Origin of the sequence: Streptomyces sp. NPDC059256 (assembly GCF_042753785.1) — a bacterium.
Lineage (GTDB): Bacteria > Actinomycetota > Actinomycetes > Streptomycetales > Streptomycetaceae > Streptomyces.
Genome location: NZ_JBHYZO010000005.1, coordinates 377,305 through 402,596, shown reverse-complemented (window position 1 = coordinate 402,596; position 25,292 = coordinate 377,305). Strand labels below are relative to the sequence as shown.

The window sequence follows — 25,292 nt, the reverse complement described above, 5'->3', positions numbered from 1 at the left end:
GGGCGGCGGCTTCCTGCGCCCTGGCCCCCGTACCGTGCCCGTGCGGCTCAGTGGGCTCCGGTACCGGTGAGGGACTTGACCTCCAGTTCCGCGTACTTGCCGCGGTCCGGCTCCTCCTTGCCCAGCAGTGAGCCGAGGAAGCCGAGGAGGAATCCGAGGGGAATGGAGACGATGCCGGGGTTCTCCAGGGGGAACCAGTAGAAGTCCAGGTCCTTGAACATGGAGGTGGGCTTGCCGGAGACGACCGGCGAGAAGAGCACCAGCACCACGGAGGAGATCAGTCCGCCGTAGATGGACCACAGGGCGCCCTGGGTGGTGAACCTCTTCCAGAACAGGCTGTACAGGATGGTCGGCAGGTTCGCCGATGCGGCGACCGCGAAGGCGAGGGCGACCAGTCCGGCCACATTGAGGTCGCGGGCGAGTGCTCCGAGCCCGATGGAGACGACGCCGATGGCGACGGTCGCCCAGCGGGCAGCGCGGACCTCTTCCTTCTCGGTCGCCTGGCCCCTGCGGATCACATTGGCGTAGATGTCGTGCGCGAACGACGAGGACGAGGCGAGGGTGAGCCCGGCGACGACCGCGAGGATCGTGGCGAACGCGACCGCCGAGATGACCGCGAGCAGGATCGCCCCGCCGGCGGAGTCCGTACCGCCGATGTGGAGGGCGAGCAGCGGTGCCGCAGTGTTGCCGGCCTTGTTGGACTCGGAGATCTCCGTCTGCCCGACGATGGCCGCGGCACCGAATCCGAGGGCGATCGTCATCAGATAGAACCCGCCGATGATCCCGATCGCCCAGTTGACCGACTTCCGGGCGGCCTGGGAGGTGGGGACCGTGTAGAAGCGGATGAGGATGTGCGGCAGTCCTGCGGTGCCGAGGACGAGCGCGATGCCCAGGGAGATGAAGTCCAACTTGGAGGTGCCGGTCGCCCCGTACTTCAGTCCGGGCTCCAGGAAGGCCGCGCCGTGACCGCTCTTGTCGGCGGCGGTGCCGAGGAGTTCGGAGATGTTGAAGTTGAACTTGAGCAGCACCAGGAAGGTGATGAGCAGGGTGCCCGCGATCAGCAGGACGGCCTTGACCATCTGCACCCAGGTGGTGCCCTTCATTCCGCCGATGGTGACGTAGAGGATCATCAACAGACCGACCAGGGCGACGATGAGGACCTTGCCGCCGTCGTTGGTGATGCCGAGGAGGAGCGAGACCAGCACGCCCGCGCCGGCCATCTGTGCGAGCAGGTAGAAGATCGAGACGACGATGGTGGAGGTGCCGGCAGCGGTGCGCACCGGGCGTTGGCGCATCCGGTAGGCGAGGACGTCGCCCATGGTGAAGCGGCCCGAGTTGCGCAGGGGTTCGGCGACCAGGAGCAGGGCGACCAGCCAGGCGACGAGGAAGCCGATGGAGTAGAGGAAGCCGTCGTAGCCGAAGAGCGCGATGGCGCCGGCGATGCCGAGGAACGAGGCGGCGGACATGTAGTCGCCGGAGATCGCCAAGCCGTTCTGGAAGCCGGTGAATTGGCGTCCGCCCGCGTAGAAGTCGGCGGCGCTGCGGGTTTGGCGGCCGGCCCACACCGTGATGAACAGGGTCGCCACGACGAACGCGGCGAACAGGGTGATGATCAGGGGCCGGTGTTCGGTGGTGGCGTTCTCGGCCGCCAGTGCGGTGGCGGCCAGGTGCAGGGTGTCGCTCATCCGCCTGCCTCCGTACGGGATTCCATGCGGGACTTGATCGCCTCGGCCTTGGGGTCGAGCTTCGCCGCGGCGTGCCGGGAGTACAGCCAGGCGATGAGGAAGGTGGTGGCGAACTGGGCGAGGCCGAAGACCAGGGCCACGTTGATGTTGCCGTAGACCTTGGTGCCCATGAGGCCGCCCGCGTAGTTCGACAGCAGGACGTACAGCAGGTACCAGATGATGAACGCGACGGTCAGGGGAAAGGCGAACGAGCGGTAGGTGTGGCGCAGTTCGCCGAACTCCGCGCTCTCCTGCACCGCGATGAACTGCTCGGTGGTGGGCTGGGCGGGGGTGGTGCCGGTCTCGCCCTGGGGCGGCGGCGCTGCGTCGGATGCCACGGCTTCTCCTGGTGACGCGGGAGGGGTGGGGACAGGCATGGTGGTCAAAGTGGAATTACCTTCGCTATTCAGGAGGCACTGGAGGGTTGTGATGGTGCTCCACCTCCTGACAACGGCACGGTGAGCGCGCCGGACCGGTTCAACATCGGCCTTTTTTGGTGACGGTTTCCGCTCGGACATTGATGGCGATCAAGATCGGCGATAGCTTCGCTGGTCATGTACGCGTCCAAGCGCACCCCGTGTTTGGACGGTTGTCACGGATGATGTGGAGAACCCATGGCTCATCTGCGGTCCAAGCGGCGTCGAGCGATTGCGCTGCCTGCGGGTCTGGCGCTCACGGCCTCGCTCGGCTTCCTGCCCGCGGGAGCTGCCTCGGCTGCCACCCCGGCCGAAGTACCCGCCGCAGTGGTGGCGGACGGCCCGAAGTTGTCGTACGTGGTGAACGTCACGAGCGGATCCCACACGGCTGCCTCGGTGAAGAAGGCGATAGCGAGAGCGGGCGGAACGGTGGTGATCGCCTATGACCAGATAGGCGTCATCGTCGTCCACTCGCAGAACCCGGACTTCGGCCCGGAGATCCGGAAGGTCAAGGGCGTGGTGTCGGCAGGCTCCACCAGGACCGCGCCGCTGACGACCGCGACGGACACCTCGATCGACTCGGCGCGGCCCCTGACCGCCCAGGAGGCGAAGTCCGCCGCGGCCACCGCACAGGACGACCAGGATCCGCTCGAACCCCTCCAGTGGAGCCTGCCGGCCATCAAGGCCGACCAAGCGCACAAGAAGTCGCAGGGCAGCAAGAGGGTCACGGTCGCCGTGATCGACACCGGTGTGGACGACACCCACCCCGACCTCGCGCCCAACTTCGACCAGGCCGCATCCGCGAACTGCGTCACCGGCAAGCCGGACACCACCGCCGGCTCCTGGCGGCCCGCCGCCGGCGAGAGCGACCACGGCACGCACGTCGCCGGCACCATAGCGGCGGCCAAGAACGGCGTCGGCGTCACCGGGGTCGCGCCGGGCGTCAAGGTCTCCGGCATCAAGGTGTCGACGCCCGACGGCTTCTTCTACACCGAGGCCGTCGTCTGCGGCTTCATCTGGGCGGCCGAGCGCGGCGTCGAGGTGACCAACAACAGCTACTACGTGGACCCGTGGCTGTTCAACTGCAAGAACGACCCGGACCAGAAGGCCCTCGTCGAGGCTGTCACCCGGGCGACCCGGTACGCCGAGCGCAAGGGCGCCGTGAATGTGGCGGCGGCGGGCAACAGCCGTACGGACCTGGCGTCCGACCAGGTGAACGACGGCAGCAGCCCCAATGACAGCACCCCGGTCGACCGTGTGGTCGACCCGAGCGTGTGCCTCGACATCCCGACGCAGCTGCCGGGCGTCGTCACCACGTCCTCGCTGGGTGCGAAGGGGCTGAAGTCGTCGTTCTCGAACTACGGCAACGGCGTGGTCGACGTCTCCGCCCCCGGCGGTGACAGCACGGCCCTCCAGAAGCCGGACGCACCGGCGACCGACGGCCGCATCCTGTCCACGCTGCCGAACAACAAGTACGGCTACAAGGCCGGTACGTCGATGGCCTCGCCGCACGTCGCGGGCGTGGTGGCGCTCATCAAGTCGAAGCACCCGCAGGCGTCCCCGGCCGCGGTGAAGGCCCTGCTGTACGCACAGGCCGACAACCGGGCCTGCACCAACCCGTACGACCTCAACGGCGACGGTGTCGTCGACGCGGTGTGCGAGGGCGGCAAGGGCAAGAACGGCTTCTACGGTGAGGGTGTCGCCGACGCCCTCGACGCCGTACGCCGGTAGCGCCGAAGCGCCACGCACAGAGCCGCGGCAACGGTCGGCAGCGACCCCGTGAAGGGGCGTTGACCGGGCCGGACGCGGTAGGGCGCACAGGAAACAGGGGCCGGACGCCGAGCACGGGCGTCCGGCCCCTGTTGGTATCTCCCGGCAGTGTGATTCCAAAGCTCTGCGGGCTGTGGGGCTGCTAGGTCTGGGGCCGTGGGGCTCCCGGGCTGAGACCCGCTTCAGCCCGCCGTCAGTGGCGCGGCTGCCGGGCGAGCACCCCGAGGGTCAGCAGCAGTTGCCCCACCGCGTACAGGAGCATGATCCAGAAGTCGGACGCCGGCGGTTGGGGCCAGTCGGCGACCCCGGTGGCGATGATCAGGTCCGAGATCAGGAACAGCGCCCCGCCGACGCCGGCCGCGAAACCCAGCGCGGTCGATCGCCAGGCCATGGCGGTGAGCAGGAGCGAGTAGCCGGCGACGGGCACCCGCAGTTCGGCGGGCAGGCCGGGCCACAGGGCTGCGACGGCGCCGACCAGCGCCACCCCGTAGACGAGGACGGAGCCCCGGGGGGTCCGGGCGCGGCCGAACAGCGTCAGGTAGCACAGATGGCCCAGCGCGAAGGACCCCATGCCCGCGAGGAACGCCAGGTCAGAGTCGCCGAGTAGGAACACATCGCCTCCCCAGCCGCAGATGAGTGCAGCGACCAACAGCCGGGGACCCCGGTGGACGATCACCAGGGCGGCGAGCAGCGGCATCAGCAACGGTTTGGCGATGCGGTGGCCGAGTTCTGCGTCGGCGAGCAGGGAGGCGAGATCACCGACCAGCGCCGCTGCGAAGGCGACCAGCAGGACCCGGCCGGCCGTGCCCGCAGGAACGAGCGGTCTGTACCGTCGCGCGTGCCCCGGGGCGTCCGGTGTCGGACGGACCTCGTACCGCGCGCTCATGAGGTGGCCACCCGCGGCGGGTTGTGGGTGGTGGTGTTCTCGGTGAGCCCGACGACGGAACGCTCCTGCTCCGGTGCGAACGAGCCGAGGAGGCGGTCGCGCAGGAAGGGGATCTCGCCCGGAAGGTCGGTGAGCAGACTGCCCAGGCTGGTGACGGCGTCCCGGGCTTCGTGGCGCGCGGCCCGACCGTCGGGGCGGAGTCGCCAGCGGGTCATCTCCACGACGGTGAGCAGCACGAACGCGGGCGGGGACCACACCACGGCATCGGATGGATTGGGCATGGTGGCACGGTAGAGGCGGTTCGGCGGACAGGCTAGACGGTGTTACCGACAAGTATGCGAGACATGATGTCAGCAACTTTTGGTGACTTCTGCCAAGCGGGCGTCCGGCACGACCCACGGCATCGGGGCCGCGCCTGCCGGAACCACCCGGGTGCGATCACACTCCGGCAGCCCCCAGCAGGGAGCCGGCCGCGTAGGTGACGCCCATCGCCAGCGCTCCCCCACCGACGTTGCGCAGCACGGCGCGCGGCACCAGCGCCGCGCCCAGTCGCGCGCTCCACCAGCCCGTCATCGCCAGCGCGGCCAGCACGGACAGGACCGTGACCCACAGCCGCACCGAAGCCGGCGGCAGCACGATCGCCAGGAGCGGGAGCAGCGCACCGACCGTGAAGGCGAGGAAGCTGGCGACCGCGGCGTGCCACGGATTGGCGAGGGCGTCCGGGTTGATGCCCAGTTCCACCTGCGCATGGGCACGCAGGGCGTCCCGCTCGGTGAGTTGGACCGCGGCTTCCCTGGCGACCTGGGCGGAGAGCCCTCGTTCCGCCAGGAGATCGGTGAGCTCGTCGAGTTCGGCCTCCGGCTGCTCCCGCAACTCCCTGCGTTCGACGGCGAGCGCGGCCCGTTCGGAGTCTCGCTGCGTCGAGACGGACACGTACTCGCCGGCTGCCATGGACATCGAGCCGGCGAGCAGCCCGGCGAGCCCGGCCGTCAGGAGGGTGCCGCGGTCCCCGGTGGCTCCGGCGACGCCCACCACGAGTCCCGCGGTGGAGACCACCCCGTCGTTGGATCCGAGGACGGCGGCCCGTAGCCAGTTCAGCCGGGTTCCCAGCACATCGCCGTGGGGCTCGTGACCGGGGGGCGCGGTGGACGGGTCGTCAGGTGCTCCGCCCGGATATGAGCCGCCTCCGGGTGCCGCGGGGAACGGATCGTGCGGTTCGTCAGCGCTCACCTCGGGAGAGTCTCACCGAGTCGGAGCGAAGGCGCGGATCGACCCGCCCATGAACGGCGTCGGGCGGACTCCTCCGGCTGGATAGACCGCCGAGGGCCCGGACCCGGCCGTACCGCGAACGGACGGAGCGTCTCTTGGCCCTGTCACGGACATGGTTGACCCCCCGCCAGATCGGGTGCGGGCTCCGCGCACCCGGACCGGGGGCGCGTAGGGGGCGCAAAGGGCCACAAGGAGCGTACCGGGCAGGGGGATCGGACGCTGTCTCAGGTGGCCCGTATTCTCTGTGACCATGCTCGACGACAGCGCGACAGCAGCAACGACATGGCCGACCGCATATCCCGAGGGGTATGCGGTCGTCGATGTGGAGACCACCGGACTCGCTCGGGACGACCGGATAGTCTCTGCTGCCGTCTACCGCCTCGACACCCGGGGAGACGTCCAGGACCACTGGTACACGCTGGTGAACCCGGAGCGCGATCCGGGGCCGGTGTGGATCCACGGCCTCACCAGTGATGTGCTCGAAGGCGCCCCTCTCTTCGGGGACATCGTCGACGCCTTCTCCGAGCGGCTGGACGGGCGGGTGCTCGTCGCCCACAACGCCCTCTTCGACTGGTCGATGATCGCCCGGGAGTACGCACGGGCCGGCCGCACCGCACCGGTCAGACAGCGCCTGTGCACGATCGCGCTCGCCAAGGAACTGCGGCTGCCGCTGAGCAACCACAAGCTCGAATCCCTCGCCGCGCACTTCGGCGTGGTCCAGCAGCGCGCGCACCACGCGCTGGACGACGCACGGGTGTTGGCCGAGGCGTTCCGGCCCAGTCTGCGGGCCGCGGCCAAGGACGGTCTGCGGCTCCCGCTCCTGGAGTGCCGCCCCCTGACCGAGTGGGTCGACACCTCGACGCCCCGCATCGGCCAGCAGCCCTCGTACGGCCGATCGGCGTCGTACGGGAGGTACGGTGCCGGCAGCTGGCGCCCCGCGCGCAAGCGACCGGCCTGTCCCTACCCCAACCCCGGACGCTACGAGGTGGGCTCCACCCTGCAACAGGGGATGCGGGTGGCCTTCTCGGGAGACACCTCCGTCGACCGGGAGCTGTTGGAGGACCGGGCGATCGAGGCCGGGCTACACATCGCGACCAGCGTGTCGCGGCTGACGAGCCTGCTGGTGACCAACGATCCGGACGCCGCCACGTCGAAGTCGCTGAAGGCCAAGCAGTACGGCACGCCGATCGTCGACGAGGCCGCCTTCACCCAGCTGCTCAGGGACGTGAGCCCGGCAGACGGGTGACGACCGGGCGTGCCGCCTCCGAAGACGGACAGGCGGGGCCGCACCCTGTGGCCCATGGCACGTTGTGAGGTCTGTGGAAACGAGTACGGCATGTCGTTCGAGGTGCACGCGCAGGGCGCGGTGCACGTCTTCGACTGCTTCTCCTGCGCCATCCACCGCATGGCGCCCATCTGCGAGCACTGTCGGGTCCAGATCATCGGCCAGGGCGTCGAGGTCGAGGGCCACTGGTACTGCGGGGCGCACTGCGCCCGCGCGGAGGGCCAGGTGGGGATCGTCGACCGGGTGTGACGGGCCGCGCCCGACCTCCCGACGGCGTCGAGCGGTTTCGGCGGGGACCCGGCTCCGGCGCGACACGGCCCAGCAGGTACGGTCGAAGCCGTGTACCGCTTCCTGTTGTCCCGGCAGTGGGTGATCCTCACCCTCATCGGCCTCGTTCTCATCCCCACGATGATCGAGCTGGGTTTCTGGCAGTTCCACCGCCATGAGCGCCGGGTCGTGCAGAACGAGCTGATCGCGAAGAACCTGGCGGCGCAACCGGTTCCCGTGACCGAGCTCACCTCCGAGGGCCACACCGTGCCCCGCTCCGACTTCTGGCGGCGCGCGACGGCCACGGGCACCTTCGCCACGGACAAGGAGGTCGTCGTCCGGTTGCGGACCAACTCCGACGACCGGGTCGGCTTCCATGTGCTGACCCCGCTGGTGATGGCCGACGGACGCGCGGTGCTCGTCAACCGCGGCTGGGTCCCCAACGACCGGGGCGACCAGCACGCCTTCCCCGACGTACCGCCCGCGCCTCGGGGCACGGTGACGGTCACCGGCCGGTTGAAGGCCGACGAGACCTCACGCGGCAGCGGTATCAAGGAGCGCTCCGGGCTACCGCCGCGCCAGGTGATGCTGATCAACAGCTCGCAACAGTCGAAGGCGCTCGGGATGCCCGTCATCGGCGGCTATCTGGAGCTGACGGACCCCAGGCCCTCCGGCGACCTGCCCGAGCGGATCGGCCAGCCCGACCACGACTCGATCGGGGCGCACATGGCGTACGCGATCCAGTGGTGGCTGTTCACGACCGGGGTGCCCATCGGCTGGGTGGTCCTCGTACGCCGTGAGGTGCGCGACCGACGGGCCGCAGCGGACCGGGTGGACACCCCCGGAACCCCCGCCACACCCGTCAGCGCCTAAACGCAGATCCGGATCCCCCGGCCTTCTGCCGACCGGGCGAATCCGGCATTCACACCCGCTTGGTCGTCCGGTTGCTTAGCCTGCGCGGCCGACGGGAACAGGCCAAGGCGTGACCCTACGCATCGAGGACTACGCCCTCATCGGCGATCTCCAGACCGCGGCACTGGTCGGCACGGACGGTTCCATCGACTGGCTGTGCCTCCCGCGGTTCGACTCGGCGGCCTGCTTCGCCGCGATCCTCGGCAGCAAGGACAACGGCCACTGGCGCCTCGCCCCCAAGGGCGCGGACCTGTGCAGCAGCCGCCGCTACCTGGACGACTCGCTGGTGCTGGAGACGGTGTGGTCGACCCGGACGGGCAGCGTCAAGGTCATCGACTTCATGCCGCAGCGCGACGAGGCCCCCGACGTGACGCGGATCGTGGAGGGCATCAGCGGCTCGGTCGAGATGGAGGGGGTCCTGCGGCTCCGCTTCGACTACGGCTCGGTCGTGCCCTGGATGCGCCGTGCGGACGGCCACCGGGTGGCGATCGCCGGCCCCGACTCGGTGTGGCTGCGCAGCGAGCCCCAGGTCAAGACCTGGGGGCAGCAGTTCAGCACCGTGTCGTCGTTCACGGTCGCGGCCGGCGAGAAGGTGGCGTTCGTCCTCACCTGGCACCCCTCCCACCGTCAGCGGCCGGAGTGCGTGGACCCGTACGAGGCCCTGGAGACCAGCCTGCGGGACTGGCGGGAGTGGGCCGCGCGCTGTCGGACCGCTCCCGGCAGCCCCTACCGGGAGCCGGTCGTCCGCTCCTTGATCACCCTGAAGGCACTGACCTACGGACCGACGGGCGGGATCGTCGCGGCACCCACCACCTCGCTCCCCGAGGAACTGGGCGGCGTACGGAACTGGGACTACCGCTTCTGCTGGCTACGGGACTCCACCCTCACCCTGGACGCCCTGCTGGACGCGGGCTACCAGGAGGAGGCATCCGCCTGGCGCGACTGGCTCCTGCGGGCGGTCGCGGGCGATCCGGCCGACCTCCAGATCATGTACGGACTGGCCGGGGAACGACGGCTGCCCGAGACCGTACTGCCCTGGCTGCGCGGATACGCCGGCTCCGCTCCCGTACGCACCGGGAACGCCGCCGTGGAACAGCTCCAACTCGATGTGTACGGCGAGGTCATGGACTCCCTGTTCCTGGCCAAGGAAGCGGGGCTCCCCGCCCAGCAGCACGCCTGGTACCTCCAGCTGAGCCTGCTCGGATTCCTGGAGTCGAAGTGGCGGGAACCCGACGAGGGGCTCTGGGAGGTGCGTGGGCCGCGCCGCCACTTCGTCCACTCCAAGGTGATGGCCTGGGTGGCGGCGGACCGTGCGGTGCGCACCCTGGAGTCGGACACCTCGCTGCGGGGCGACGCCGGCCGCTGGCGCGCCATGCGCGACGAGGTGCATCGGGAGGTCTGTGAGAAGGGCTTCGACCCGAAGCGGAACACCTTCACCCAGTACTACGGCTCGGAGGAGCTCGACGCGGCGACCCTGCTGATCCCCCGGGTCGGCTTCCTCCCGCCGGACGACCCACGGGTGATCGGCACCGTGGACGCGGTCCGGGACGGGCTCGGCACCCCGGGCGGTCTGGTGCGCCGGTACAGCACCGAGGGCGCGGCGGTGGACGGACTGCCCGGCCAGGAAGGGGCCTTCCTGGCCTGCTCGTTCTGGCTCGCGGACGCACTGCGGATGACCGGCCGGGTGAAGGAGGGCAGGGAACTGTTCGAGCGGTTGCTGACCCTGCGCAATGATGTCGGGCTGCTGGCGGAGGAGTACGACCCGGTGGCGGGGCGTCAGCTCGGGAACTTCCCGCAGGCGTTCAGCCATATCGCGCTCGTGACCACGGCTCTCGCGCTGGGTCGCGAGGAAGAGGCAGGATAGGTCCATGGATCTTGGACTCAAGGACCGCGTCTACGTGGTGACAGGTGCCTCACGAGGCTTGGGGAACGCCGTGGCGCGCGCCCTGGTCGCGGAGGGCGCGAAGACCGTGATCAGCGGACGCGACGAGAAGACGGTGACGGACGCCGCCGCCGAGTTGGGCGCCGCGGCGGTCGGAACTGCCGTGGACAACGCCGACCCCGAGGCGGCCGAGCGGCTGATCTCGATGGCCCGGGCACACTTCGGACGGTTCGACGGAGTGCTGATCAGCGTGGGCGGCCCGGCACCGGGGTTCGCCGCCGACAACACCGACGAGCAGTGGCGGGCGGCGTTCGAGTCGGTGTTCCTCGGTGCCGTACGGATGGCGCGCACGGCCGCGGCTGCCCTCCAGGAGGGTGGGGTGATCGGGTTCGTGCTCTCCGGATCGGTCTATGAGCCGATCCCGGGGCTGACGATCTCCAACGGACTGCGACCGGGGCTCGCCGGCTTCGCCAAATCCCTCTCGATCGAGCTCGGTCCTCAGGGCATCCGGGTGGTGGGACTGCTGCCGGGGCGGATGGACACGGACCGGATCCGGGAGTTGGACGCGCTCTCCGGCGATGCGGACGCCGCACGGGCCGGAGCCGAATCCCGTATCCCCCTGCGCCGGTACGGTTCCCCCGACGAGTTCGGGACCGTGGCGGCCTTCGCGCTGTCGCCGGCCGCCTCCTATCTGACGGGAGTGATGCTCCCGGTGGACGGCGGCGCACGGCACGCGTTCTGAGCCCCGGTCACTCGGCAGCGCGGAGGGCAGTGCCCATGGCCCGGGGAGTGTCCTCGTGCCAGGCCCCGCAAGCCAGACGGGATCACGAGGGCACCACCTAGGTGACCTTGCTCGCCTCGTGCTTCGCCGCGGCGAGACGGGCCTCGGTCGGCAGGGAGGTCAGCCCCGCCGATTCCCTGGCGTGGGCGACCGCCTGTGAGGTGAGGCGGTGGAGCGTCGCCGCGGGCGAGGCATAGGGCTCAAGTAGCAGTCGGACCCGGGCGGTCGGCTCACCCCGCCGACCCGTCAGTCTGATCCGGGCCCGGGACACCCCTTCGAGGGACTGGGCCTCCGCTTCGACGGCATCCTCCAACGCCCGCCCACGCACCCGGGCGCCGTCCCCGTCGCCGCTGTCGACGAGCACCTCCGTCAGCCGGGAGCGGCGGAGTTGGGCGCAGAGCAGCCACAGGGCGAGCAGGACCAGCACGGCCAGTACGGCGATGACCACCGGCCACCACCAACTCTCGTCCCGCCAGCGTTGACGGTCCGCCGTGCTCAGCAGTACGTCGCTTGGCCCCTTCCAGGGCCACCAGGACGGTACGTCGAGCCCGGCTCCCGCCGCGAGCACCCCACCGCTCACACAGACCAGCACCAACCCGGCAAGGCCGAGCAGCACCCGATTGACGGTCCGTAGCATCGCGCTTCATCCCTTCTTCGCCTGGGGGCGTGCGACCTGCACGCTCAACGCCGGTGGCTTGGCCAGACCCAGTTCGCTGACGGCGGCACCGAGGGCGGTGTCCAGGTCCGTGTGCACGTCGTCGAGTTCCCTGAAGTGCGAACGGGCCCGCACGGCCGCCTTCTTGCGGCGCAGCCGCACCCGTACGGACTGGACCCCGGGCACCTCCATCGCCCGGTCCCTCAGCACCAGTGCGGCGGCGCGGCGGTCGAGCCCCGCGCGGACGTTCGGATGCTCGCGGCTCATCGGCAGCAGGGCGCGCAGGCCGGGCGTGAGGGCGAGCACCAACAGGAGCAGACCGAGCAGGACCACGACGGCGGCCACGACGAGGACCCAGGTGTCGTCCACGCGCCAGCGCGCGAGATGGTCGGCGGTGGTGCGGCGCCACTGCATCGCCGGCCGGTCCGCGCGTACGGCCGCGACGTCGTAGAGCAGGAGCCCCGCGCCGCCGAGCACCACCAGGGCGAGGAGTGCGGCCGGCACCCTGCGGGCCGACCAGAACCGGCCCGCCTTGGCTCCAGCGCCCGGCGGCGCTGGAGCCTGGCCTTCAGGTGCCCCGGTCTCACCGGACGGGGTGGCCTCGGTCATGACACCCCTTCCTGCGCTCGGCCGCGCGCCGGTGTGGCGGGCGCCGGTCGGAGCCGTTCGACGAGGACCGCTACCTCAGGCACGTCCATACCGGCCAGCGCCCGGACCCGTTCGGACACCCGACGGCGCACCGCACCGCACTGCTGGCCGATGTCGGAGGGGTAGTCGAGCTCCAGACTGATGCGGACCCGGGCGATGTCATGGCGCACGGCGACCGTGGCATGGGGTGCCCCGCCGCCCTTGGGACGGGAAGGCCCGTGGAGGGCTTCCCGTGCGGCCTGCGCCGCGATCTTGGCCACGACACGGTCGGCGATGACGGTCGCACCGCGTTCGGACGGGTCGACCCCGGCTCCTCCGTCGGTGCTCTTCGTACTCTGCGCGCCCTGTGTGCTCTGCGTGCTGTGCTCCGCTGCCACCCGGTGTCACCGTCGCCGATCGCCGCGATCGCGGCCACGGAAGAAGTCTCCGGGTTCCAGGTCGCCGTCCAGGAAGCGGCCGACCACGAATCCGACCGCCCCCAATGCGGCGACCAGAAGGAATGCGCCGAATCCACCGAAATATCCGGCGAAACCGAGCGCCATGCCGGCCACGAGGCCGACCACAGCCATGCCCATCGCGTGCTCCTCTGCGGTCTTCGGGCGGGACGTTCGGTGAACTACTGGATACGGGGCTCCGGCTCGTCGTCCTCCTCGTCGGGCAGCTTCACATCGCTGACCGCGATGTTGACCTCGACGACCTCAAGCCCGGTCATCCGTTCCACCGCGGAGACGACGTTCTCCCGCACCGCGCTGGCTACGTCGGCGATGGAGACGCCGTAGTCGACGACGATCTCCAGGTCGATGGCGGTCTGGACCTCGCCGACCTCCGCCTTCACTCCTCGGGTGGCGTTCGACTTGCTGCCGCCCGGCACCCGGTCGCGTACCGCCCCGAAGGTGCGGGACAGTCCGCTGCCCATGGCGTGCACACCCAGCACATCGCGGGCGGCGAGTCCGGCGATCTTCTCCACCACGCCGTCGGCGATGGTGGTTCGACCGCGGGAGGCCGGGTCACCGCGCTTGCCGGCCGGTGTCTTCCTCAGGTCATCGCTCGTACCGGAGGGCTCATGGCCCGCATCGGTCCGGTTCCTCGGGGCTGACTCGCTCATCTTCCTGCTTCCTTTCCGAGCGGTAGCACCCCCCTGGCGACTGCCTCGTAGGACCCGCTCGACCGCCGCGGGACCTCCAAGACACCCCTGAGCCCACACTAAGACGGGTTGCCCACTCTCGCGCCGGGGATGGGGCACGCTGGGGCAATGACGACAGGTGACGCGGTACGCAATCGGCTCGGACTCGGGAGGCTGCTTCCGCTCGGAGCGGCTTCCGACGGAGCGTGGCTGACGGAGGAGGCAGCAGTCGTGGTGCTACGGGCCGCTGTGGCGCCGCTGCCCGCGGTGGCACTGAGGCGGGTGAGGCTGTCTCTGGCCGATCCGGAGCAGGCAACCCCTCCCCCGGTGCCGGCTCCACCGAGCGCGCTACCGCCGGGGGGACTGAGGATCGAGGCCGACTTCACCGCCCCCGCCCATCGGCCTCTGCCGTCGGTCGCGTCCGAGCTCCGGGAAGTGCTCTGGAGTACAGCGACACACCGGCTCGACCTGGTCGTCGAGGAGACGGACCTCAGCGTGAGCGGTCTGTCGGACGCCCTCGCGGAGCCGGCCGCGAAGGCCCGGGAAGAAGGAAAGGCGGACGCTCGTCCACCCGGGGGACGTCCCACCCGTCCGGCGGGTCCCGCGGCCCTGGCTGCGTCCGCCGCCCCCGGGGTGGCGCATCTGACCTCGACGCTCGGCGACTCCGTGCATCTCGCACCGGACCACATCCGGGTCGAGGTGGCGACGGCTGTGGGGCATCGACCGCTGGCCGTGGTGGGAGCAGTGCGACGGGCGGTGCTCGCCGCGCTGGGGGACGACGGCCGGCCGGTGGTGGTCCTGGTGACGGCCGTGGGCCTGGAGGGGCAGCAGACATCGTCCACGGACTGACCTCCGTCGAGCCCGACTCAGCTCAGCCCGGATCAGCCCAGCTCGGCTCAGCTCAGCTCGTGACCAGGAAGGTGGGGCGGAAAACGGTCGTCCAAGGGGTCTGGAACGCAATGACGGCTCCTTCGAACCGCCACCGCGCACTGATGCGACCCCGCACCACGAGGCCGAGGTCGTCGATCGATGGAGCCGCCATGGATGCGGACTGGCGCCGACCGTGCACACCCGTTCGCGCCGATGGCCGGACGAGCGTCAGTGCCCGATGGCCGGACGAGGGTCAGTCCCCGATGCCCGCGAGATCGCGCAGCCGCCGTGCCTGTGCCGCGCGCTCCGCGGCCAACTGCTCCTCGTAGGAACGCGCTGAAGCACCCCGGAGCAGGGCCTTGGTCTCGATGACCGCGTCCCTCGGGGCAGCGAGCAGTGCGGACGCCAGATCGTTCACCGCGTCGTCGAGCTCATCCCGGGGCACGACCAGATTGGCCAGGCCGGTGCGCTCGGCTTCCTCGGCATGCACAAAGCGACCGGTGGCACAGATCTCCAGTGCACGTGCGTATCCCACGAGCGACACCAAGGGGTGGGTCCCCGTGAGATCGGGAACGAGCCCCAAGCTGGTCTCGCGCATGGCGAACTGGACATCACGCGCCACGACCCGCAGATCACAGGCCAGAGCGAGCTGGAAACCCGCACCGATCGCATGTCCGTGGACGGCGGCGATCGTGACGATGTCGCTCCGTCGCCACCAGGTGAAAGCCTCCTGGTACTCGGCGATGGCAGCGTCAAGCTCCGCATCGGAACGGCGCGCAAGATCGAAGAACGACGGCTCACCGTCGAAGCCCTCCGGCGTGAATGCCTGCCGGTCGAGCCCAGCGGAGAATGATTTGCCCTCACCGCGGAGCACCACGATCCGCACCGAACCCGGTAGCGACCGACCCGCCTGCGTCAACGCCCGCCACAGAGCGGGAGTTTGGGCGTTGAGCTTGCCCGGGTTGGTCAGGGTCACGGTGGCGACCGCGTCCTCGACGGTGAGTCGTACGCCGTCCTTGTCCAGCACGAAGTCACGAGCAGAGTCGAGCGAAGTCATGGGGCACCTCCGGTCCGGATGGCATCGGTGCAGCCTAAGCTACTGCACGGTAACCATCCGGGTGCAACCACCCGGTCGACCGCCAGATCGACCGGGTGGCCACCTCGCAGACCGTTGGCGAACCACGACCCCCGGCCGTCAGGCCGATGTGGCCTTCTTGCCTCGCGTCGCTCCGCCGCGTCCCCGCAGCGTCACTCCGGACTCGCTGAGCATCCGGTGAACGAACCCGTAGGACCGGCCGGTCTCTTCGGCCAGCGCCCGGATACTCGCACCGGAGTCGTACTTCTTCTTCAGGTCTGCCGCGAGCTTGTCGCGCGCGGCGCCGGTTACCCGGCTGCCCTTCTTCAGAGTCTCGGCCACCCGTGCCTCCTCATGGGAAGTGCGCTCTGGACTTCTCATGATCACCCCTTACGCGCTTCCTGGCCACCCATTCGACAAGGTCGGTGCACGCGGCTTTGGCGCGTGCAGTACGACCAACACACTCCGAATGATCGATTCCACTTTGCAGTGTGTGCATGCTGGAATCACTCGCTCCAGGAACTGGCTGGTCAGCACTGGTAAGGAAAAGGGCGCCCTCTGGGCGCACGCCGGTGCATGGGTGGCGCACACTCAGCAAGTGCCGCGCCACGGGATGAGACGCACTCACTCAGATGATGGATCACCTGTGAGCCGAATGATCCATACGAAGTGGATCAGCCATGGCGCGGCCCCGGCAGCCCGGGCCTGGCGTCGTGGCACGAGCCCTTTCCCGGGTACCCCTCCCCGGCGGGCGGATGCACCAGCGGGGAGAGGTGAAGCGGAAAGCCCGACTCCGGCAACTGGTCCCTCAGACGCTCACCCGGTACGGCCGCCGCTGTGCCCCCGTACATGCGGAGGCATCGCTACCGCCTGGCACGCTCCGGCTCAGGCGAGCGCAACCAGGTCCGCGTAGTCCGCGCCCCACAGGTCCTCGACACCGTCGGGCAGCAGGATGATCCGCTCCGGCTCCAGTGCCTGGACGGCTCCCTCGTCATGGGTGACCAGGATGACGGCGCCCTTGTAAGTGCGCAGCGCACCCAGGATCTCTGCCCGGCTGGCCGGGTCGAGGTTGTTGGTCGGCTCGTCGAGAAGGAGCACATTGGCGGACGAGACGACCAGGGTGGCCAGGGCCAATCGGGTCTTCTCCCCGCCCGAGAGCACCCCGGCCGGCTTGTCCACGTCATCGCCGGAGAACAGGAAGGAACCCAGCGTCTTGCGGACCTCCACAAGATCCAGGTCGGGCGCGGAGGACCGCATGTTCTCCAGGACCGTGCGCTCCGGGTCCAGGGTCTCGTGCTCCTGCGCGTAGTAGCCGAGCTTCAGACCGTGACCCGGAGTGACCGTGCCGGTGTCCGCCTTCTCCACACCGGCGAGCAGTCGCAGCAAGGTCGTCTTGCCGGCGCCGTTCAGTCCGAGGATGACCACGCGCGAACCCTTGTCGATCGCGAGGTCCACGTCGGTGAAGATTTCGAGCGACCCGTACGACTTGGACAGCCCCTCCGCCGTCAGGGGCGTCTTGCCGCAGGGCGCGGGCTCGGGGAAGCGCAGCTTGGCGACCTTGTCGGCCGCGCGGACGCCTTCCAGACCTGCGAGCAGGCGCTCCGCACGCCTGGCCATGTTCTGCGCGGCGACGGTCTTGGTGGCCTTGGCCCGCATCTTGTCGGCCTGCGAGTTCAGGGCCGCCGCCTTCTTCTCGGCGTTCTGGCGCTCCCGCTTGCGACGCTTCTCATCGGCCTCGCGCTGCTGCTGGTAGAGCTTCCAGCCCATGTTGTAGATGTCGATCTGGGACCGGTTGGCGTCGAGGTAGAAGACCTTGTTCACCACCGTCTCGACGAGATCGACGTCGTGGGAGATCACGATGAAGCCGCCGCGGTAGGTCTTGAGGTAGTCACGCAGCCAGACGATGGAGTCCGCGTCGAGGTGGTTGGTGGGCTCGTCGAGCAGCAGGGTGTCGGCGTCCGAGAACAGGATGCGGGCCAACTCGACTCGTCGGCGCTGACCACCGGAGAGCGTGTGCAGGGGCTGACCGAGTACCCGGTCCGGCAGGCCGAGCGCGGCGGCGATGGTGGCGGCCTCGGCCTCGGCGGCGTACCCGCCCTTGGTGAGGAACTCCGTCTCCAGGCGCTCGTACTTCTTCATCGCCTTCTCGCGGGTGGCCCCCTGGCCGTTCGCCATCCGGTCCTCGTTCTCCCGCATCTTCTTGAGCACGGTGTCGAGGTTGCGGGCGGACAGGATGCGGTCGCGGGCCAGGATGTCGAGGTCACCGGTGCGCGGGTCCTGCGGGAGGTAGCCGACTTCACCGGAGCGGGTGATCGTGCCCGCGGCGGGGGCGCCCTCGCCCGCGAGGCACTTGGTGAGGGTGGTCTTGCCCGCTCCGTTGCGACCGACCAGGCCGATCCGGTCGCCCTTGGCGATGCGGAAGGAAGCGGACTCGATGAGGATGCGCGCACCGGCGCGCAACTCGATGCCGGAAGCGGTGATCACGGACGGACTCCAAGGCGGTATGAACGGCGGAAGGGTGGGGCGTGGAAGCTTCGACGCCGTCTAATGCGCAAGGAGAGTGGCCATGGAGGCCAGTCTAACGGGGGTGCGCAAGTGGTTTATCCGATGCGTCCCGACAGGTGGGGCATCCAACTCGCCGGCGCCGCTCGCCACCGCCATGAGCAAAGCGGCGGTACTCCACGGTCCGCACCGTCGTGTCCAGCGGGCGGGTGAACACGGCCTGTGGGGCGGTGCTCGGCGCGCGGTCTGCCGAGGTCGACCGTCCGGTGGTCGGCCCGGCCGAGGGGCGTTGTCAGTGGGGAGTGCCAGACTGAGACGCAGCTCACATTTTCCATCCGTAGACGGAAGGGGTTCCCGGCCGTGGCACCGAAGCCGACAGCAACACCGACACCGAGCATTTGTCCGAGCATTCTCTACCAGGATGCGAAGGGCGCCATCAGACAGCTGACGGAGGCGTTCGGCTTCACCGAGCACGCGGTGTACCAGGACGACGAGGGCCGTGTCGTGCACGCCGAGCTCAGCCACGGCAACGGCATGGTGATGCTGGGCAGTCGAGGCACGGGCGGGAAGTTCGACGAACTGATGGCCGTGGGCGGCCCAACAGGTGTCTTCGTCCATGTGGACGACGTCGATGCCCACTATGCGCAGGCGGTGGAGCACCGCGCCGATGTGATGTCGTCCCCCACCGACCGCGAGTACGGGGCACGGGACTACCTGGTGCGGGACAGGGAGGGAAATGTGTGGAGCTTCGGGTCCTACCGACCGGGAGTGACGGATCCGCCGGCCGGCTAGAACTCCCGTGGTGCGTGCTGCGCGGCCGGGGGCCTTGGGGGAAGCCCCCGACGCGCGAGGTCATGCACCGCCGGTGTGCACCTGGAACGCGGCCCGCCGCACGGCTTTCGCCAGGGCGGGATCCGGATGGGCGGCGGCCAGGGCGACGAGGACCTGGACGGTGCGGGGGTGGCGACCGGAGCGGACCGCTTCGAGCAGCGCGGGGACCGTCCCCTGCACTGCCGAGTCGAGGTGGCGCAGCAGCAGTTGGGGCTCTCCGTGGTCCGCCACCGCGGCAGCGGTGTCCACCCAGAGCCATGTCGATTCCTCACGGGTGAGGACGTCCTGGGCGTCCTCGGGGTCCGCTCCTTCGTACTCGGCGATCCACAACAGCGCATAGGGCCGCAGGGTGAGTTCCTCCGCAGCCGCACGGACCTCCGCCTCGGCGGGCGCGCCGACGACGCGGAGCGCCTCGAAGGCCAGCCCACGCAGCAGTGCATCGTCACCACGGGCGACATCGAGGAGTTCGGCGACCGCGCTGGAGACCGTACGGGCGGCGAGCCAGGCCCGGTACTCGGCGCGGGCGGGCCCCGGGGTGAGGCGGGCACAGCCGCGCAGCATGTCGTCGGCGGGCTGTTCGATGTTTCCTGCCGGGCTCTGGGCGGCGACGCAGATCTGCTCCAGCTTGACCCAGACCGCCCAGTTGCCGAGGGGGGTCAAGGTGGCCGACCGGCCGTGGTCGAGGGTGAGCGCTCCGGCCGATGCGAGTCCGGCGAGGGCCCAGTTGAGGAGCGGAGCGAGGGCGTCGACCCGACCGTTCGCCGCCGGCTCCGCAAGGGGGCGCCGGCCGGTGGGGACGGAGATCGGAGCGACGGTGAGGTCGCCCGCTGCGGCCTCGTCGGCTTCGCCGCCCACGGCTGGGAGATCCGTCCCGTCCGGGGCGTTCGCCGCGGTTGCCCCCTCGGCGGGGTGCGGCGCAGGGGCGGCGGACAGTGTGTGCTGCGGGCCGTAGGGAACTTCGCAGCGTTCTTCGCGCAACTCCGCGACGCGCTGCTCCAGGAGGTCGAGCAGCGCGGGCAGCAGCACGGGACCTGCGGAGAGCTGGAGGAGGGAGAGGAGTTGGGGGACGGCTTCGACGACCTCGGCCACCGCGGTGGGCGCGATGTCTCCGGGCGCCGGGTGCGCCAGCGACCAGGCGTCGAAGAGGGCGACCCAGCCGCGGAGCACGGCCATGTCGTCGCGGTCCCAGGCCCGTAGCCGCCAGCCGGGGCGGGCGGTCTCGCCATGGATCTCCACCAGGCCGGCGAGTCTGGCCCGGTCCCAGGCGGACCGCACCTGTAGCGGGGTCAGTTCCAGTGCGACCGCGGCCCTTTCCCGGGCCTTCTCGGCGAGTGGTTGGACGTGGGGGTCGCGCTCCACGGCCGCCCAACGGGCGACGCGTACGGCATCGGCGAGGACTGCGCGCGCCTGACGCGCGAGCTCCGCGGGCGGAGGTGTGCCCTCGGGCGGCCTCGGTGCTGGACGGGTGCGCCGGGTCGTCACGGCCCGCCGGGCGGTCGCCAGTGGTCGCGGGCGGACAAGACGAAGTCTGGAGTTGCGCGCCAATTGCTCATCAGGCTTTCGGGACGTCACAGGGTCCAGTCTTCCCGCTGACGGCCCGAAAGCCCAAACGGAACCCGATGAACCGCGGGTTCGGTCGGGTCCTGGGGGAAGCCGGCCCGTGTCGTCAACCGGCTGACGGGGGTTACATCAAAGGGGTGAGGAACCGACGGAGGGCCTCTTCGTAGCTTGCCGGGTCCGCGTTCCACATCGCCGCGTGGGGGGCGTTGCGGACGGTGTGGAGCTGGATCAGCTCGGGTCGGCGGGCGGCGAGGTCACGTGAGGACCGCCAGGGCGCGACGGTGTCGTCGGGTCCGTGGATGATCAAGGTCGGCACCTCGGGGAGCTGCGTGTCTCCCGCGGGGAACGGCTGGTCGCCGAGGAGACCCGCCTTGCTCTGGGCGGCCTTGACGGCCAGGGGCAGCAGTGGGGCGGGGAGGTGGTGGGTCGCGGCGAGGGCCCGCAGGGTGGCCTCCCGGTCGAGTACCGGGGAGTCCAGTACGAGGCCGTTGATCCTTCCGCGCAGGGCCGAGTTGGCGGCAGCGTGCAGGGCCATGGTGGCTCCGGTGGACCAGCCGTGGAGAACGACCTGGTTCGCCCCGTTGCGGACGGCGAAGCGGAGGGCGGCATCCAGGTCACGCCACTCGGTGTACCCGAGATGTCCGGTCCCGTCCGGTGACCGGGGCGCGTCGGGGTCGCCGCGGTAGCCGAGGCCGAGGACCGGCATCCGCAGCCCATGGAGGAACGGCAGCAGGTTCAAGGGGTGTTCGCGGGTGGCTCCGAGTCCATGGACGGCGATCACCCAGGTCTCGCGCGGACCGGGGACGTACCAGGCGGGCAGTGGGCCGAGCTCGCCGGGAACGCTGACGTCCAGGTGCTCGATGCCGAGCGCGCTCGTCGGGTCGCCGGTGTGGAGCTGTGGGGTGAGTCGGACCTTCGTCCCGGGTTCCAGGGTGCCGTGGGCGATGCTCTCCAGCCGGCGCACCACCGTGTCGGCTGGGTGCTGCACGCCGTCCAGCGCCGGGCCGACCACGGCGTGGACGTCGGGGCCCTCAAGCCCGTACGTACCGGGCCGCCGGGAGGCGAGGCTGCGGGTGAAGGTGATCTGACCGGCTGCCGTGGCGTGCACGGTGAGCCGGGGATCGCCGGGGAGCGGTCGGCCGGTGGTGGTCCTGAGGGCGGCGTCGCCGGCGTACCGTCCGGCCGCGATGGCAGCCGCACCGATGCCGATGAGCGTGGTGACGGCCGCTGCCGTCGCAGTAACGGGGCGCACCATCCCAGTGTCGGCACGGCGGGGCGGCCCTGCCAGTGGACGACCGGCCTTCTCGGCTTCCCGGCTTGCTGCGGGCCACTGGGTTCCGGTGCGCCGCGACGGCCGGTCGCCCTGGTACGGCCGGTGCCGGGAGCGGGCGGGCCGCCGACCTTCGGGGGCGCGACCGCCCGTGGGACGGCCGGGCTGACGCCCCCGCGACGTTCGTCCTGCCCTGTCGTGGCTCGCTGGGGCCTGGGCTCACCCGCCCTCCGGGCCGCTCAGGGAGGCGGCTCCCTGGGCAGCTCGCCCGTCGGCGTCGTGAGCTCCGGAGCCGCACCCCGGTGCTGACCGTCGCCCCGACAGGACCGCAGGACCGTTCTGCGGCCCCTCGGGGGCGCTCCCGGGATATCCGGGGCGTCCGGTTGAGCCGTCCGAGCTCTTCGCCGAGCGGTGTTCGGGCGGCGAGGAGGCGCGTACGGCTCATCAGTCCCCGCGAGATGCATCGTCGAAATCCAGCCAGTGGGCCCCGAGGTCATCCTGACGGCCCCGGGGCCCGGCACGGTGTGGTCGTGGCGGCGTTCCTGGCTCGTTCCCGTCCGCGGGGAGGCCGCCCCGAACGGACCGTGGGCCGGTGGTGCGGAGGATGCCGCTCCATGGTGGACCGATACGTCCGAACAGGTCGCGACCCCGGTGCGGAATGGCCGGGTCCGCCCTCCTGGGCGACTCCGTGGGCGCTACACCCGGCCCTCGTCCGCAAAGCGCCGCCGAAGGCCCGGTCAACAGGGCCCCCGGAGCCTAAGCGGAACGCGATGTCAGGAGCGTTGGCCGTACCCCCGCAGCTGGGTGGCCACCTCGTCGAGTTCGGCGGAGGAGAGCAGGGAGGGCCGCAGGCCGGGCACCGACGAGGCCGCGAGCCAGACCTGGCACATCCACTCCAGTTGGGCGGTGCGGTCGTAGGCGCGGTCCAGCGAATCCGCATGCGCGATCGTGCCGTGGTTGCGCAGCAGACAGGCGCTGCGGCCATCCAGGGCCCGGCCCATGTTCCGGGCCAGTTCCGGCGTGCCGTAGAGGGCGTACGGGGCCACCCGGACGGGTCCGCCGAGCTCGGCGGTCATGTAGTGGACGGCCGGCAGTTCATCGACGAGCGTGGAGACTGCGGTGGCGTGGACGGCATGCGTATGGACGACGGCCCCGGCCTTGGATGTTCGGTAAACCTCCAGGTGGAGGGGGAGTTCACTGGTCGGCTTGAGGTCGCCGGCGACCTGTCGGCCCGCCAGGTCGACGACCACAGGCTCCCTCGTCGACAGACGTTCGTAGGGCACTCCGCTGGGGGTCACCACGACGAGGTCGCCGACCCGCGCCGACACATTGCCGGACGTACCCACCACCAAGCCCTCGGCAGCCGTTCTCCGGGCGGTGGTCACGACGTCCCGCCACGCCTGTTCGATGGACTCTTTGGACATGTGTTCGGCCATGGATCGATCCTGTCAGGCATGGCCGGAAGGCAACAGACCGTCCCGTGATGCAGATCACCCCAAAGGGCGTAAATGCCATCTTGCGGACACCGACGCCGTGGTGGGCCCGGGAGCATGACCACGCAGACGGCCCGAAGAGATCACTCAGGGCACAAGCGGAATCGCGAACCTCACTTGGGGACATCACGAATCTCGCCTCAGTTCACCTTCCGTTCACCCAGGTTATCTACGTTCGCGATGTCACTGACGTCGATAGATTGCCTGGGTAAATGGAACACATCACGCTGCTGCTCGCGATTGTGATCGTGACGGCTCTCGTGTTCGATTTCACGAACGGTTTCCACGACACGGCCAATGCGATGGCGACGACCATCTCGACCGGCGCGATGAAGCCCAAGGCCGCGGTCGCCATGTCCGCGGTGCTCAACCTCGTCGGCGCGTTTCTTTCGGTGGAGGTCGCCAAGACGATCTCCAGCGGCATCGTCAACGAGTCAGGCATCACCCCCGAAGTGATCTTCGCGGCGCTCGTCGGCGCCATCCTCTGGAATCTGTTGACCTGGCTGATCGGTCTGCCGTCCAGCTCCTCGCACGCCCTCATGGGCGGTCTGATCGGTGCGACCATCGCGTCGGTCGGTATCAGCGGAGTCAACGGCGGCACCGTGGTCACCAAGGTGCTCATCCCTGCGATCGCAGCCCCGCTGGTCGCCGGTATCGCCGCCTACCTCGCGTCCCGGCTGACGTACCGCCTCGGCCGGAACACCGACCCGAAGTCCACCGCCAAGGGCTACCGCGCCGGCCAGATAGCCTCGGCCGGCCTCGTGTCCCTGGCCCACGGCACCAATGACGCCCAGAAGACCATGGGTGTCATCACCCTCGCGCTCGTCGCCGGTGGAGTGCTCGTCCCCGGCTCCAACCCCCCCATGTGGGTCATCGCATCCGCGGGCATCGCCATCGCCCTCGGCACCTACCTCGGTGGGTGGCGCATCATCCGCACCATGGGCAAGGGCCTGACCGACCTCCAGCCGCAGCAGGGCTTCGCCGCCCAGACCAGTGCGGCCAGCGTCATCCTCGCCTCGTCGAACCTCGGCTTCTCCCTCTCCACCACCCACTCGTGCTCCGGCGCGGTGATGGGTGCCGGTCTGGGCCGCAAGGGCGGGGTGGTCCGCTGGTCGACCGCCACCCGGATGTTCGTGGCCTGGGGTCTGACCCTGCCGGCCGCCGGTCTGGTGGCCGCCGGTTCCGAGTACGTGACCAAGCAGGGTGACTGGGGCGTGGCGGTGGTCGCCACCTTCCTGGTCGCCTCGTCCGCCGCCATCTGGTTCATCTCCCGCCGCCAGGTCGTCGACCACACCAACGTCAACGACACGTCCGAGGAAGGCGAGCCCGCGGGCGTGGTCACCACGGCCATCGCGGCCGTCACCCCGCCGCCTGCCGGCACGACGATGAACAACTCCCTGGACGACCTCAAGACGACCATCCCGGCCCGCAATGCCGCGACCCCCGAAGCCGGCCCCGCCAGCCCGGCCGCGGTGTAAGGACTGAAGACCATGAAAATCGACTGGGTAGCCCTCGGCTCCGTCTTCGGCGTGAGTCTCGTCGCCACCATTGCGCTGGTGGGCCTGTTCACCCTGGGCATCATCGGTCTGAGCAAGCAGGGGGCTGCGACCGCCTCCGGCACCGGCTCGGTTGCCCTTCCCCGGATAGGCGCCTACACCTGCTTCGCCCTCTGCACCGCGGCCATCAGCTACGGCATATATCTGATCGTCACCTGAGGCCGCACCTCACCGCACAGCAGCAGTCGTTTCACAGCCGGGCCGTCGATCTCTCGGGATCTGCGGTCCGGCTTCTGCGTGCCCTGAGGGATCCTCGGGAAGCAGGGGCGATGTGGGGCTCGGCACACTGCACCGTCGCAGGTCAACGGCAGGTTGACGGCTGTTCTCGGGGCGTGGTGGACTGCCGGGGCCAACTACGACAGCAGCAGAGGAAGCCGGTGCGAATCCGGCGCGGTCCCGCCACTGTGACCGGGGAGTTCCTCCCCGTGAGCCAGGAACTCTCGCCGTCGATCACGTCGAACCAGGGCGCGGACACCCTGAGTGAGGACATATCGCCATGCCCGGCTACGGTCCAGCC

27 protein-coding genes and 1 riboswitch are annotated in these 25,292 nt (G+C 70.0%); of the genes, 10 read left to right on the top strand and 17 right to left on the bottom strand.

Going from position 1 to position 25,292, the window contains the following annotated elements; translation table 11 throughout:
- Nucleotides 1-47: 47 nt before the first annotated feature.
- Together ACFXJL_RS15705 and ACFXJL_RS15700 are read right to left on the bottom strand one after the other, a co-directional pair.
- Complete coding sequence (locus tag ACFXJL_RS15705; protein ID WP_358877594.1) at nucleotides 48-1,685, bottom strand: cation acetate symporter; 1,638 nt, start codon at nucleotides 1,683-1,685, stop codon at nucleotides 48-50.
- Entirely contained in the window at nucleotides 1,682-2,062 is a 381-nt protein-coding gene (locus tag ACFXJL_RS15700) for a DUF485 domain-containing protein (RefSeq protein ID WP_358877595.1), read from the bottom strand. Before ACFXJL_RS15700 ends, ACFXJL_RS15705 begins: the two co-directional genes overlap by 4 nt.
- Before the next feature lie 276 nt (nucleotides 2,063-2,338).
- On the opposite strand from ACFXJL_RS15700, the gene ACFXJL_RS15695 reads away from it, so the two are divergent.
- Nucleotides 2,339-3,871 (top strand): S8 family serine peptidase, encoded by a 1,533-nt coding sequence (locus ACFXJL_RS15695; RefSeq protein WP_358877596.1) that lies wholly within the window; start codon nucleotides 2,339-2,341, stop codon nucleotides 3,869-3,871.
- A 232-nt stretch (nucleotides 3,872-4,103) separates the two neighbouring features.
- Here ACFXJL_RS15695 and ACFXJL_RS15690 read toward each other — a convergent pair whose 3' ends face one another.
- The 3 genes from ACFXJL_RS15690 to ACFXJL_RS15680 form a co-directional block, all read right to left on the bottom strand.
- Nucleotides 4,104-4,796, bottom strand: a complete 693-nt coding sequence (locus ACFXJL_RS15690; protein ID WP_384692654.1) for a lysoplasmalogenase — start codon at nucleotides 4,794-4,796, stop codon at nucleotides 4,104-4,106.
- Entirely contained in the window at nucleotides 4,793-5,077 is a 285-nt protein-coding gene (locus ACFXJL_RS15685) for a hypothetical protein (RefSeq protein WP_384637766.1), read from the bottom strand. Before ACFXJL_RS15685 ends, ACFXJL_RS15690 begins: the two co-directional genes overlap by 4 nt.
- A 157-nt stretch (nucleotides 5,078-5,234) precedes the next feature.
- Nucleotides 5,235-5,909: a VIT family protein gene (locus ACFXJL_RS15680; RefSeq protein ID WP_384637834.1), complete on the bottom strand. Its 675-nt coding sequence runs from the start codon at nucleotides 5,907-5,909 to the stop codon at nucleotides 5,235-5,237.
- Nucleotides 5,910-6,315: 406 nt separating this feature from the next.
- Here ACFXJL_RS15680 and ACFXJL_RS15675 point away from each other — a divergent pair, with 406 nt between their 5' ends.
- The 5 genes from ACFXJL_RS15675 to ACFXJL_RS15655 all read left to right on the top strand — a co-directional run bounded on the left by ACFXJL_RS15675 (nucleotide 6,316) and on the right by ACFXJL_RS15655 (nucleotide 11,153).
- Complete coding sequence (locus tag ACFXJL_RS15675; protein ID WP_384692650.1) at nucleotides 6,316-7,311, top strand: DEDDh family exonuclease; 996 nt, start codon at nucleotides 6,316-6,318, stop codon at nucleotides 7,309-7,311.
- 54 nt (nucleotides 7,312-7,365) lie between these two features.
- Nucleotides 7,366-7,599 carry a hypothetical protein gene (locus ACFXJL_RS15670; RefSeq protein ID WP_358877598.1) on the top strand — a complete coding sequence of 78 codons (234 nt, stop codon included), beginning with the start codon at nucleotides 7,366-7,368 and terminating at the stop codon, nucleotides 7,597-7,599.
- A 90-nt stretch (nucleotides 7,600-7,689) separates the two neighbouring features.
- On the top strand, nucleotides 7,690-8,490 hold the full coding sequence (locus tag ACFXJL_RS15665) for an SURF1 family protein (RefSeq protein WP_384692646.1): 801 nt from the start codon (nucleotides 7,690-7,692) through the stop codon (nucleotides 8,488-8,490).
- A gap of 109 nt (nucleotides 8,491-8,599) precedes the next feature.
- Nucleotides 8,600-10,393: a glycoside hydrolase family 15 protein gene (locus ACFXJL_RS15660; RefSeq protein WP_383543836.1), complete on the top strand. Its 1,794-nt coding sequence runs from the start codon at nucleotides 8,600-8,602 to the stop codon at nucleotides 10,391-10,393.
- A gap of 4 nt (nucleotides 10,394-10,397) precedes the next feature.
- Nucleotides 10,398-11,153, top strand: coding sequence for an SDR family oxidoreductase (locus ACFXJL_RS15655; protein ID WP_384692642.1), 756 nt, complete (start codon nucleotides 10,398-10,400; stop codon nucleotides 11,151-11,153).
- Between the two features lie 97 nt (nucleotides 11,154-11,250).
- On the opposite strand, the gene amaP is transcribed toward ACFXJL_RS15655, so the two are convergent.
- The 5 genes from amaP to ACFXJL_RS15630 form a co-directional block, all read right to left on the bottom strand.
- The gene (gene amaP, locus ACFXJL_RS15650) at nucleotides 11,251-11,829 is read right to left on the bottom strand and encodes an alkaline shock response membrane anchor protein AmaP (protein ID WP_384692640.1); all 579 of its coding nucleotides are present in this window, start codon (nucleotides 11,827-11,829) and stop codon (nucleotides 11,251-11,253) included.
- A 6-nt stretch (nucleotides 11,830-11,835) separates the two neighbouring features.
- The gene (locus ACFXJL_RS15645) at nucleotides 11,836-12,456 is read right to left on the bottom strand and encodes a DUF6286 domain-containing protein (RefSeq protein WP_384692637.1); all 621 of its coding nucleotides are present in this window, start codon (nucleotides 12,454-12,456) and stop codon (nucleotides 11,836-11,838) included.
- The gene (locus tag ACFXJL_RS15640; RefSeq protein ID WP_358877771.1) at nucleotides 12,453-12,770 is read right to left on the bottom strand and encodes a hypothetical protein; all 318 of its coding nucleotides are present in this window, start codon (nucleotides 12,768-12,770) and stop codon (nucleotides 12,453-12,455) included. The genes ACFXJL_RS15645 and ACFXJL_RS15640 overlap by 4 nt, the downstream gene beginning before the upstream one ends.
- A 108-nt stretch (nucleotides 12,771-12,878) precedes the next feature.
- Nucleotides 12,879-13,070, bottom strand: a complete 192-nt coding sequence (locus ACFXJL_RS15635; RefSeq protein ID WP_358877604.1) for a hypothetical protein — start codon at nucleotides 13,068-13,070, stop codon at nucleotides 12,879-12,881.
- 41 nt (nucleotides 13,071-13,111) lie between these two features.
- On the bottom strand, nucleotides 13,112-13,600 hold the full coding sequence (locus ACFXJL_RS15630; protein WP_358877605.1) for an Asp23/Gls24 family envelope stress response protein: 489 nt from the start codon (nucleotides 13,598-13,600) through the stop codon (nucleotides 13,112-13,114).
- 147 nt (nucleotides 13,601-13,747) lie between these two features.
- Between ACFXJL_RS15630 and ACFXJL_RS15625 the strand changes: the two genes are divergently transcribed.
- Nucleotides 13,748-14,467, top strand: coding sequence for a hypothetical protein (locus tag ACFXJL_RS15625; RefSeq protein WP_384692632.1), 720 nt, complete (start codon nucleotides 13,748-13,750; stop codon nucleotides 14,465-14,467).
- A 52-nt stretch (nucleotides 14,468-14,519) separates the two neighbouring features.
- On the opposite strand, the gene ACFXJL_RS15620 is transcribed toward ACFXJL_RS15625, so the two are convergent.
- The 4 genes from ACFXJL_RS15620 to ACFXJL_RS15605 form a co-directional block, all read right to left on the bottom strand.
- Nucleotides 14,520-14,660, bottom strand: a complete 141-nt coding sequence (locus ACFXJL_RS15620) for a hypothetical protein (protein ID WP_384692630.1) — start codon at nucleotides 14,658-14,660, stop codon at nucleotides 14,520-14,522.
- A gap of 81 nt (nucleotides 14,661-14,741) precedes the next feature.
- On the bottom strand, nucleotides 14,742-15,545 hold the full coding sequence (locus tag ACFXJL_RS15615; protein ID WP_358877607.1) for an enoyl-CoA hydratase/isomerase family protein: 804 nt from the start codon (nucleotides 15,543-15,545) through the stop codon (nucleotides 14,742-14,744).
- Between the two features lie 138 nt (nucleotides 15,546-15,683).
- Complete coding sequence (locus ACFXJL_RS15610; protein ID WP_009337982.1) at nucleotides 15,684-15,905, bottom strand: helix-turn-helix domain-containing protein; 222 nt, start codon at nucleotides 15,903-15,905, stop codon at nucleotides 15,684-15,686.
- Nucleotides 15,906-16,448: 543 nt separating this feature from the next.
- Nucleotides 16,449-18,047 carry an ABC-F family ATP-binding cassette domain-containing protein gene (locus ACFXJL_RS15605; RefSeq protein ID WP_358877608.1) on the bottom strand — a complete coding sequence of 533 codons (1,599 nt, stop codon included), beginning with the start codon at nucleotides 18,045-18,047 and terminating at the stop codon, nucleotides 16,449-16,451.
- Between the two features lie 378 nt (nucleotides 18,048-18,425).
- Here ACFXJL_RS15605 and ACFXJL_RS15600 point away from each other — a divergent pair, with 378 nt between their 5' ends.
- The gene (locus tag ACFXJL_RS15600) at nucleotides 18,426-18,857 is read left to right on the top strand and encodes a VOC family protein (protein ID WP_384692626.1); all 432 of its coding nucleotides are present in this window, start codon (nucleotides 18,426-18,428) and stop codon (nucleotides 18,855-18,857) included.
- Between the two features lie 60 nt (nucleotides 18,858-18,917).
- On the opposite strand, the gene ACFXJL_RS15595 is transcribed toward ACFXJL_RS15600, so the two are convergent.
- The 3 genes from ACFXJL_RS15595 to ACFXJL_RS15585 form a co-directional block, all read right to left on the bottom strand.
- Nucleotides 18,918-20,468, bottom strand: coding sequence for a hypothetical protein (locus tag ACFXJL_RS15595; protein ID WP_384692623.1), 1,551 nt, complete (start codon nucleotides 20,466-20,468; stop codon nucleotides 18,918-18,920).
- 112 nt (nucleotides 20,469-20,580) lie between these two features.
- Entirely contained in the window at nucleotides 20,581-21,708 is a 1,128-nt protein-coding gene (locus ACFXJL_RS15590; RefSeq protein ID WP_384692621.1) for an alpha/beta hydrolase, read from the bottom strand.
- A 791-nt stretch (nucleotides 21,709-22,499) separates the two neighbouring features.
- On the bottom strand, nucleotides 22,500-23,162 hold the full coding sequence (locus tag ACFXJL_RS15585) for a class II aldolase/adducin family protein (protein ID WP_384692618.1): 663 nt from the start codon (nucleotides 23,160-23,162) through the stop codon (nucleotides 22,500-22,502).
- Nucleotides 23,163-23,431: 269 nt separating this feature from the next.
- On the opposite strand from ACFXJL_RS15585, the gene ACFXJL_RS15580 reads away from it, so the two are divergent.
- Nucleotides 23,432-24,697, top strand: coding sequence for an inorganic phosphate transporter (locus ACFXJL_RS15580; RefSeq protein ID WP_358877612.1), 1,266 nt, complete (start codon nucleotides 23,432-23,434; stop codon nucleotides 24,695-24,697).
- A gap of 12 nt (nucleotides 24,698-24,709) precedes the next feature.
- The gene (locus ACFXJL_RS15575; RefSeq protein ID WP_329016883.1) at nucleotides 24,710-24,934 is read left to right on the top strand and encodes a hypothetical protein; all 225 of its coding nucleotides are present in this window, start codon (nucleotides 24,710-24,712) and stop codon (nucleotides 24,932-24,934) included.
- A gap of 159 nt (nucleotides 24,935-25,093) precedes the next feature.
- A riboswitch (cobalamin riboswitch) is annotated at nucleotides 25,094-25,236 on the top strand.
- Nucleotides 25,237-25,292: the final 56 nt, after the last annotated feature.

What these genes read in the sequence shown, in the direction of transcription:
- ACFXJL_RS15685 (WP_384637766.1), bottom strand. Translation starts at nt 5,077, where the DNA reads ATGCCCAATCCATCCGATGCCGTGGTGTGGTCCCCGCCCGCGTTCGTG.
- ACFXJL_RS15620 (WP_384692630.1), bottom strand. Translation starts at nt 14,660, where the DNA reads ATGGCGGCTCCATCGATCGACGACCTCGGCCTCGTGGTGCGGGGTCGC.
- ACFXJL_RS15635 (WP_358877604.1), bottom strand. Translation starts at nt 13,070, where the DNA reads ATGGGCATGGCTGTGGTCGGCCTCGTGGCCGGCATGGCGCTCGGTTTC.
- ACFXJL_RS15625 (WP_384692632.1), top strand. Translation starts at nt 13,748, where the DNA reads ATGACGACAGGTGACGCGGTACGCAATCGGCTCGGACTCGGGAGGCTG.
- amaP (WP_384692640.1), bottom strand. Translation starts at nt 11,829, where the DNA reads ATGCTACGGACCGTCAATCGGGTGCTGCTCGGCCTTGCCGGGTTGGTG.
- ACFXJL_RS15705 (WP_358877594.1), bottom strand. Translation starts at nt 1,685, where the DNA reads ATGAGCGACACCCTGCACCTGGCCGCCACCGCACTGGCGGCCGAGAAC.
- ACFXJL_RS15690 (WP_384692654.1), bottom strand. Translation starts at nt 4,796, where the DNA reads ATGAGCGCGCGGTACGAGGTCCGTCCGACACCGGACGCCCCGGGGCAC.
- ACFXJL_RS15615 (WP_358877607.1), bottom strand. Translation starts at nt 15,545, where the DNA reads ATGACTTCGCTCGACTCTGCTCGTGACTTCGTGCTGGACAAGGACGGC.
- ACFXJL_RS15695 (WP_358877596.1), top strand. Translation starts at nt 2,339, where the DNA reads ATGGCTCATCTGCGGTCCAAGCGGCGTCGAGCGATTGCGCTGCCTGCG.
- ACFXJL_RS15580 (WP_358877612.1), top strand. Translation starts at nt 23,432, where the DNA reads ATGGAACACATCACGCTGCTGCTCGCGATTGTGATCGTGACGGCTCTC.
- ACFXJL_RS15630 (WP_358877605.1), bottom strand. Translation starts at nt 13,600, where the DNA reads ATGAGCGAGTCAGCCCCGAGGAACCGGACCGATGCGGGCCATGAGCCC.
- ACFXJL_RS15585 (WP_384692618.1), bottom strand. Translation starts at nt 23,162, where the DNA reads ATGGCCGAACACATGTCCAAAGAGTCCATCGAACAGGCGTGGCGGGAC.
- ACFXJL_RS15670 (WP_358877598.1), top strand. Translation starts at nt 7,366, where the DNA reads ATGGCACGTTGTGAGGTCTGTGGAAACGAGTACGGCATGTCGTTCGAG.
- ACFXJL_RS15655 (WP_384692642.1), top strand. Translation starts at nt 10,398, where the DNA reads ATGGATCTTGGACTCAAGGACCGCGTCTACGTGGTGACAGGTGCCTCA.
- ACFXJL_RS15675 (WP_384692650.1), top strand. Translation starts at nt 6,316, where the DNA reads ATGCTCGACGACAGCGCGACAGCAGCAACGACATGGCCGACCGCATAT.
- ACFXJL_RS15645 (WP_384692637.1), bottom strand. Translation starts at nt 12,456, where the DNA reads ATGACCGAGGCCACCCCGTCCGGTGAGACCGGGGCACCTGAAGGCCAG.
- ACFXJL_RS15575 (WP_329016883.1), top strand. Translation starts at nt 24,710, where the DNA reads ATGAAAATCGACTGGGTAGCCCTCGGCTCCGTCTTCGGCGTGAGTCTC.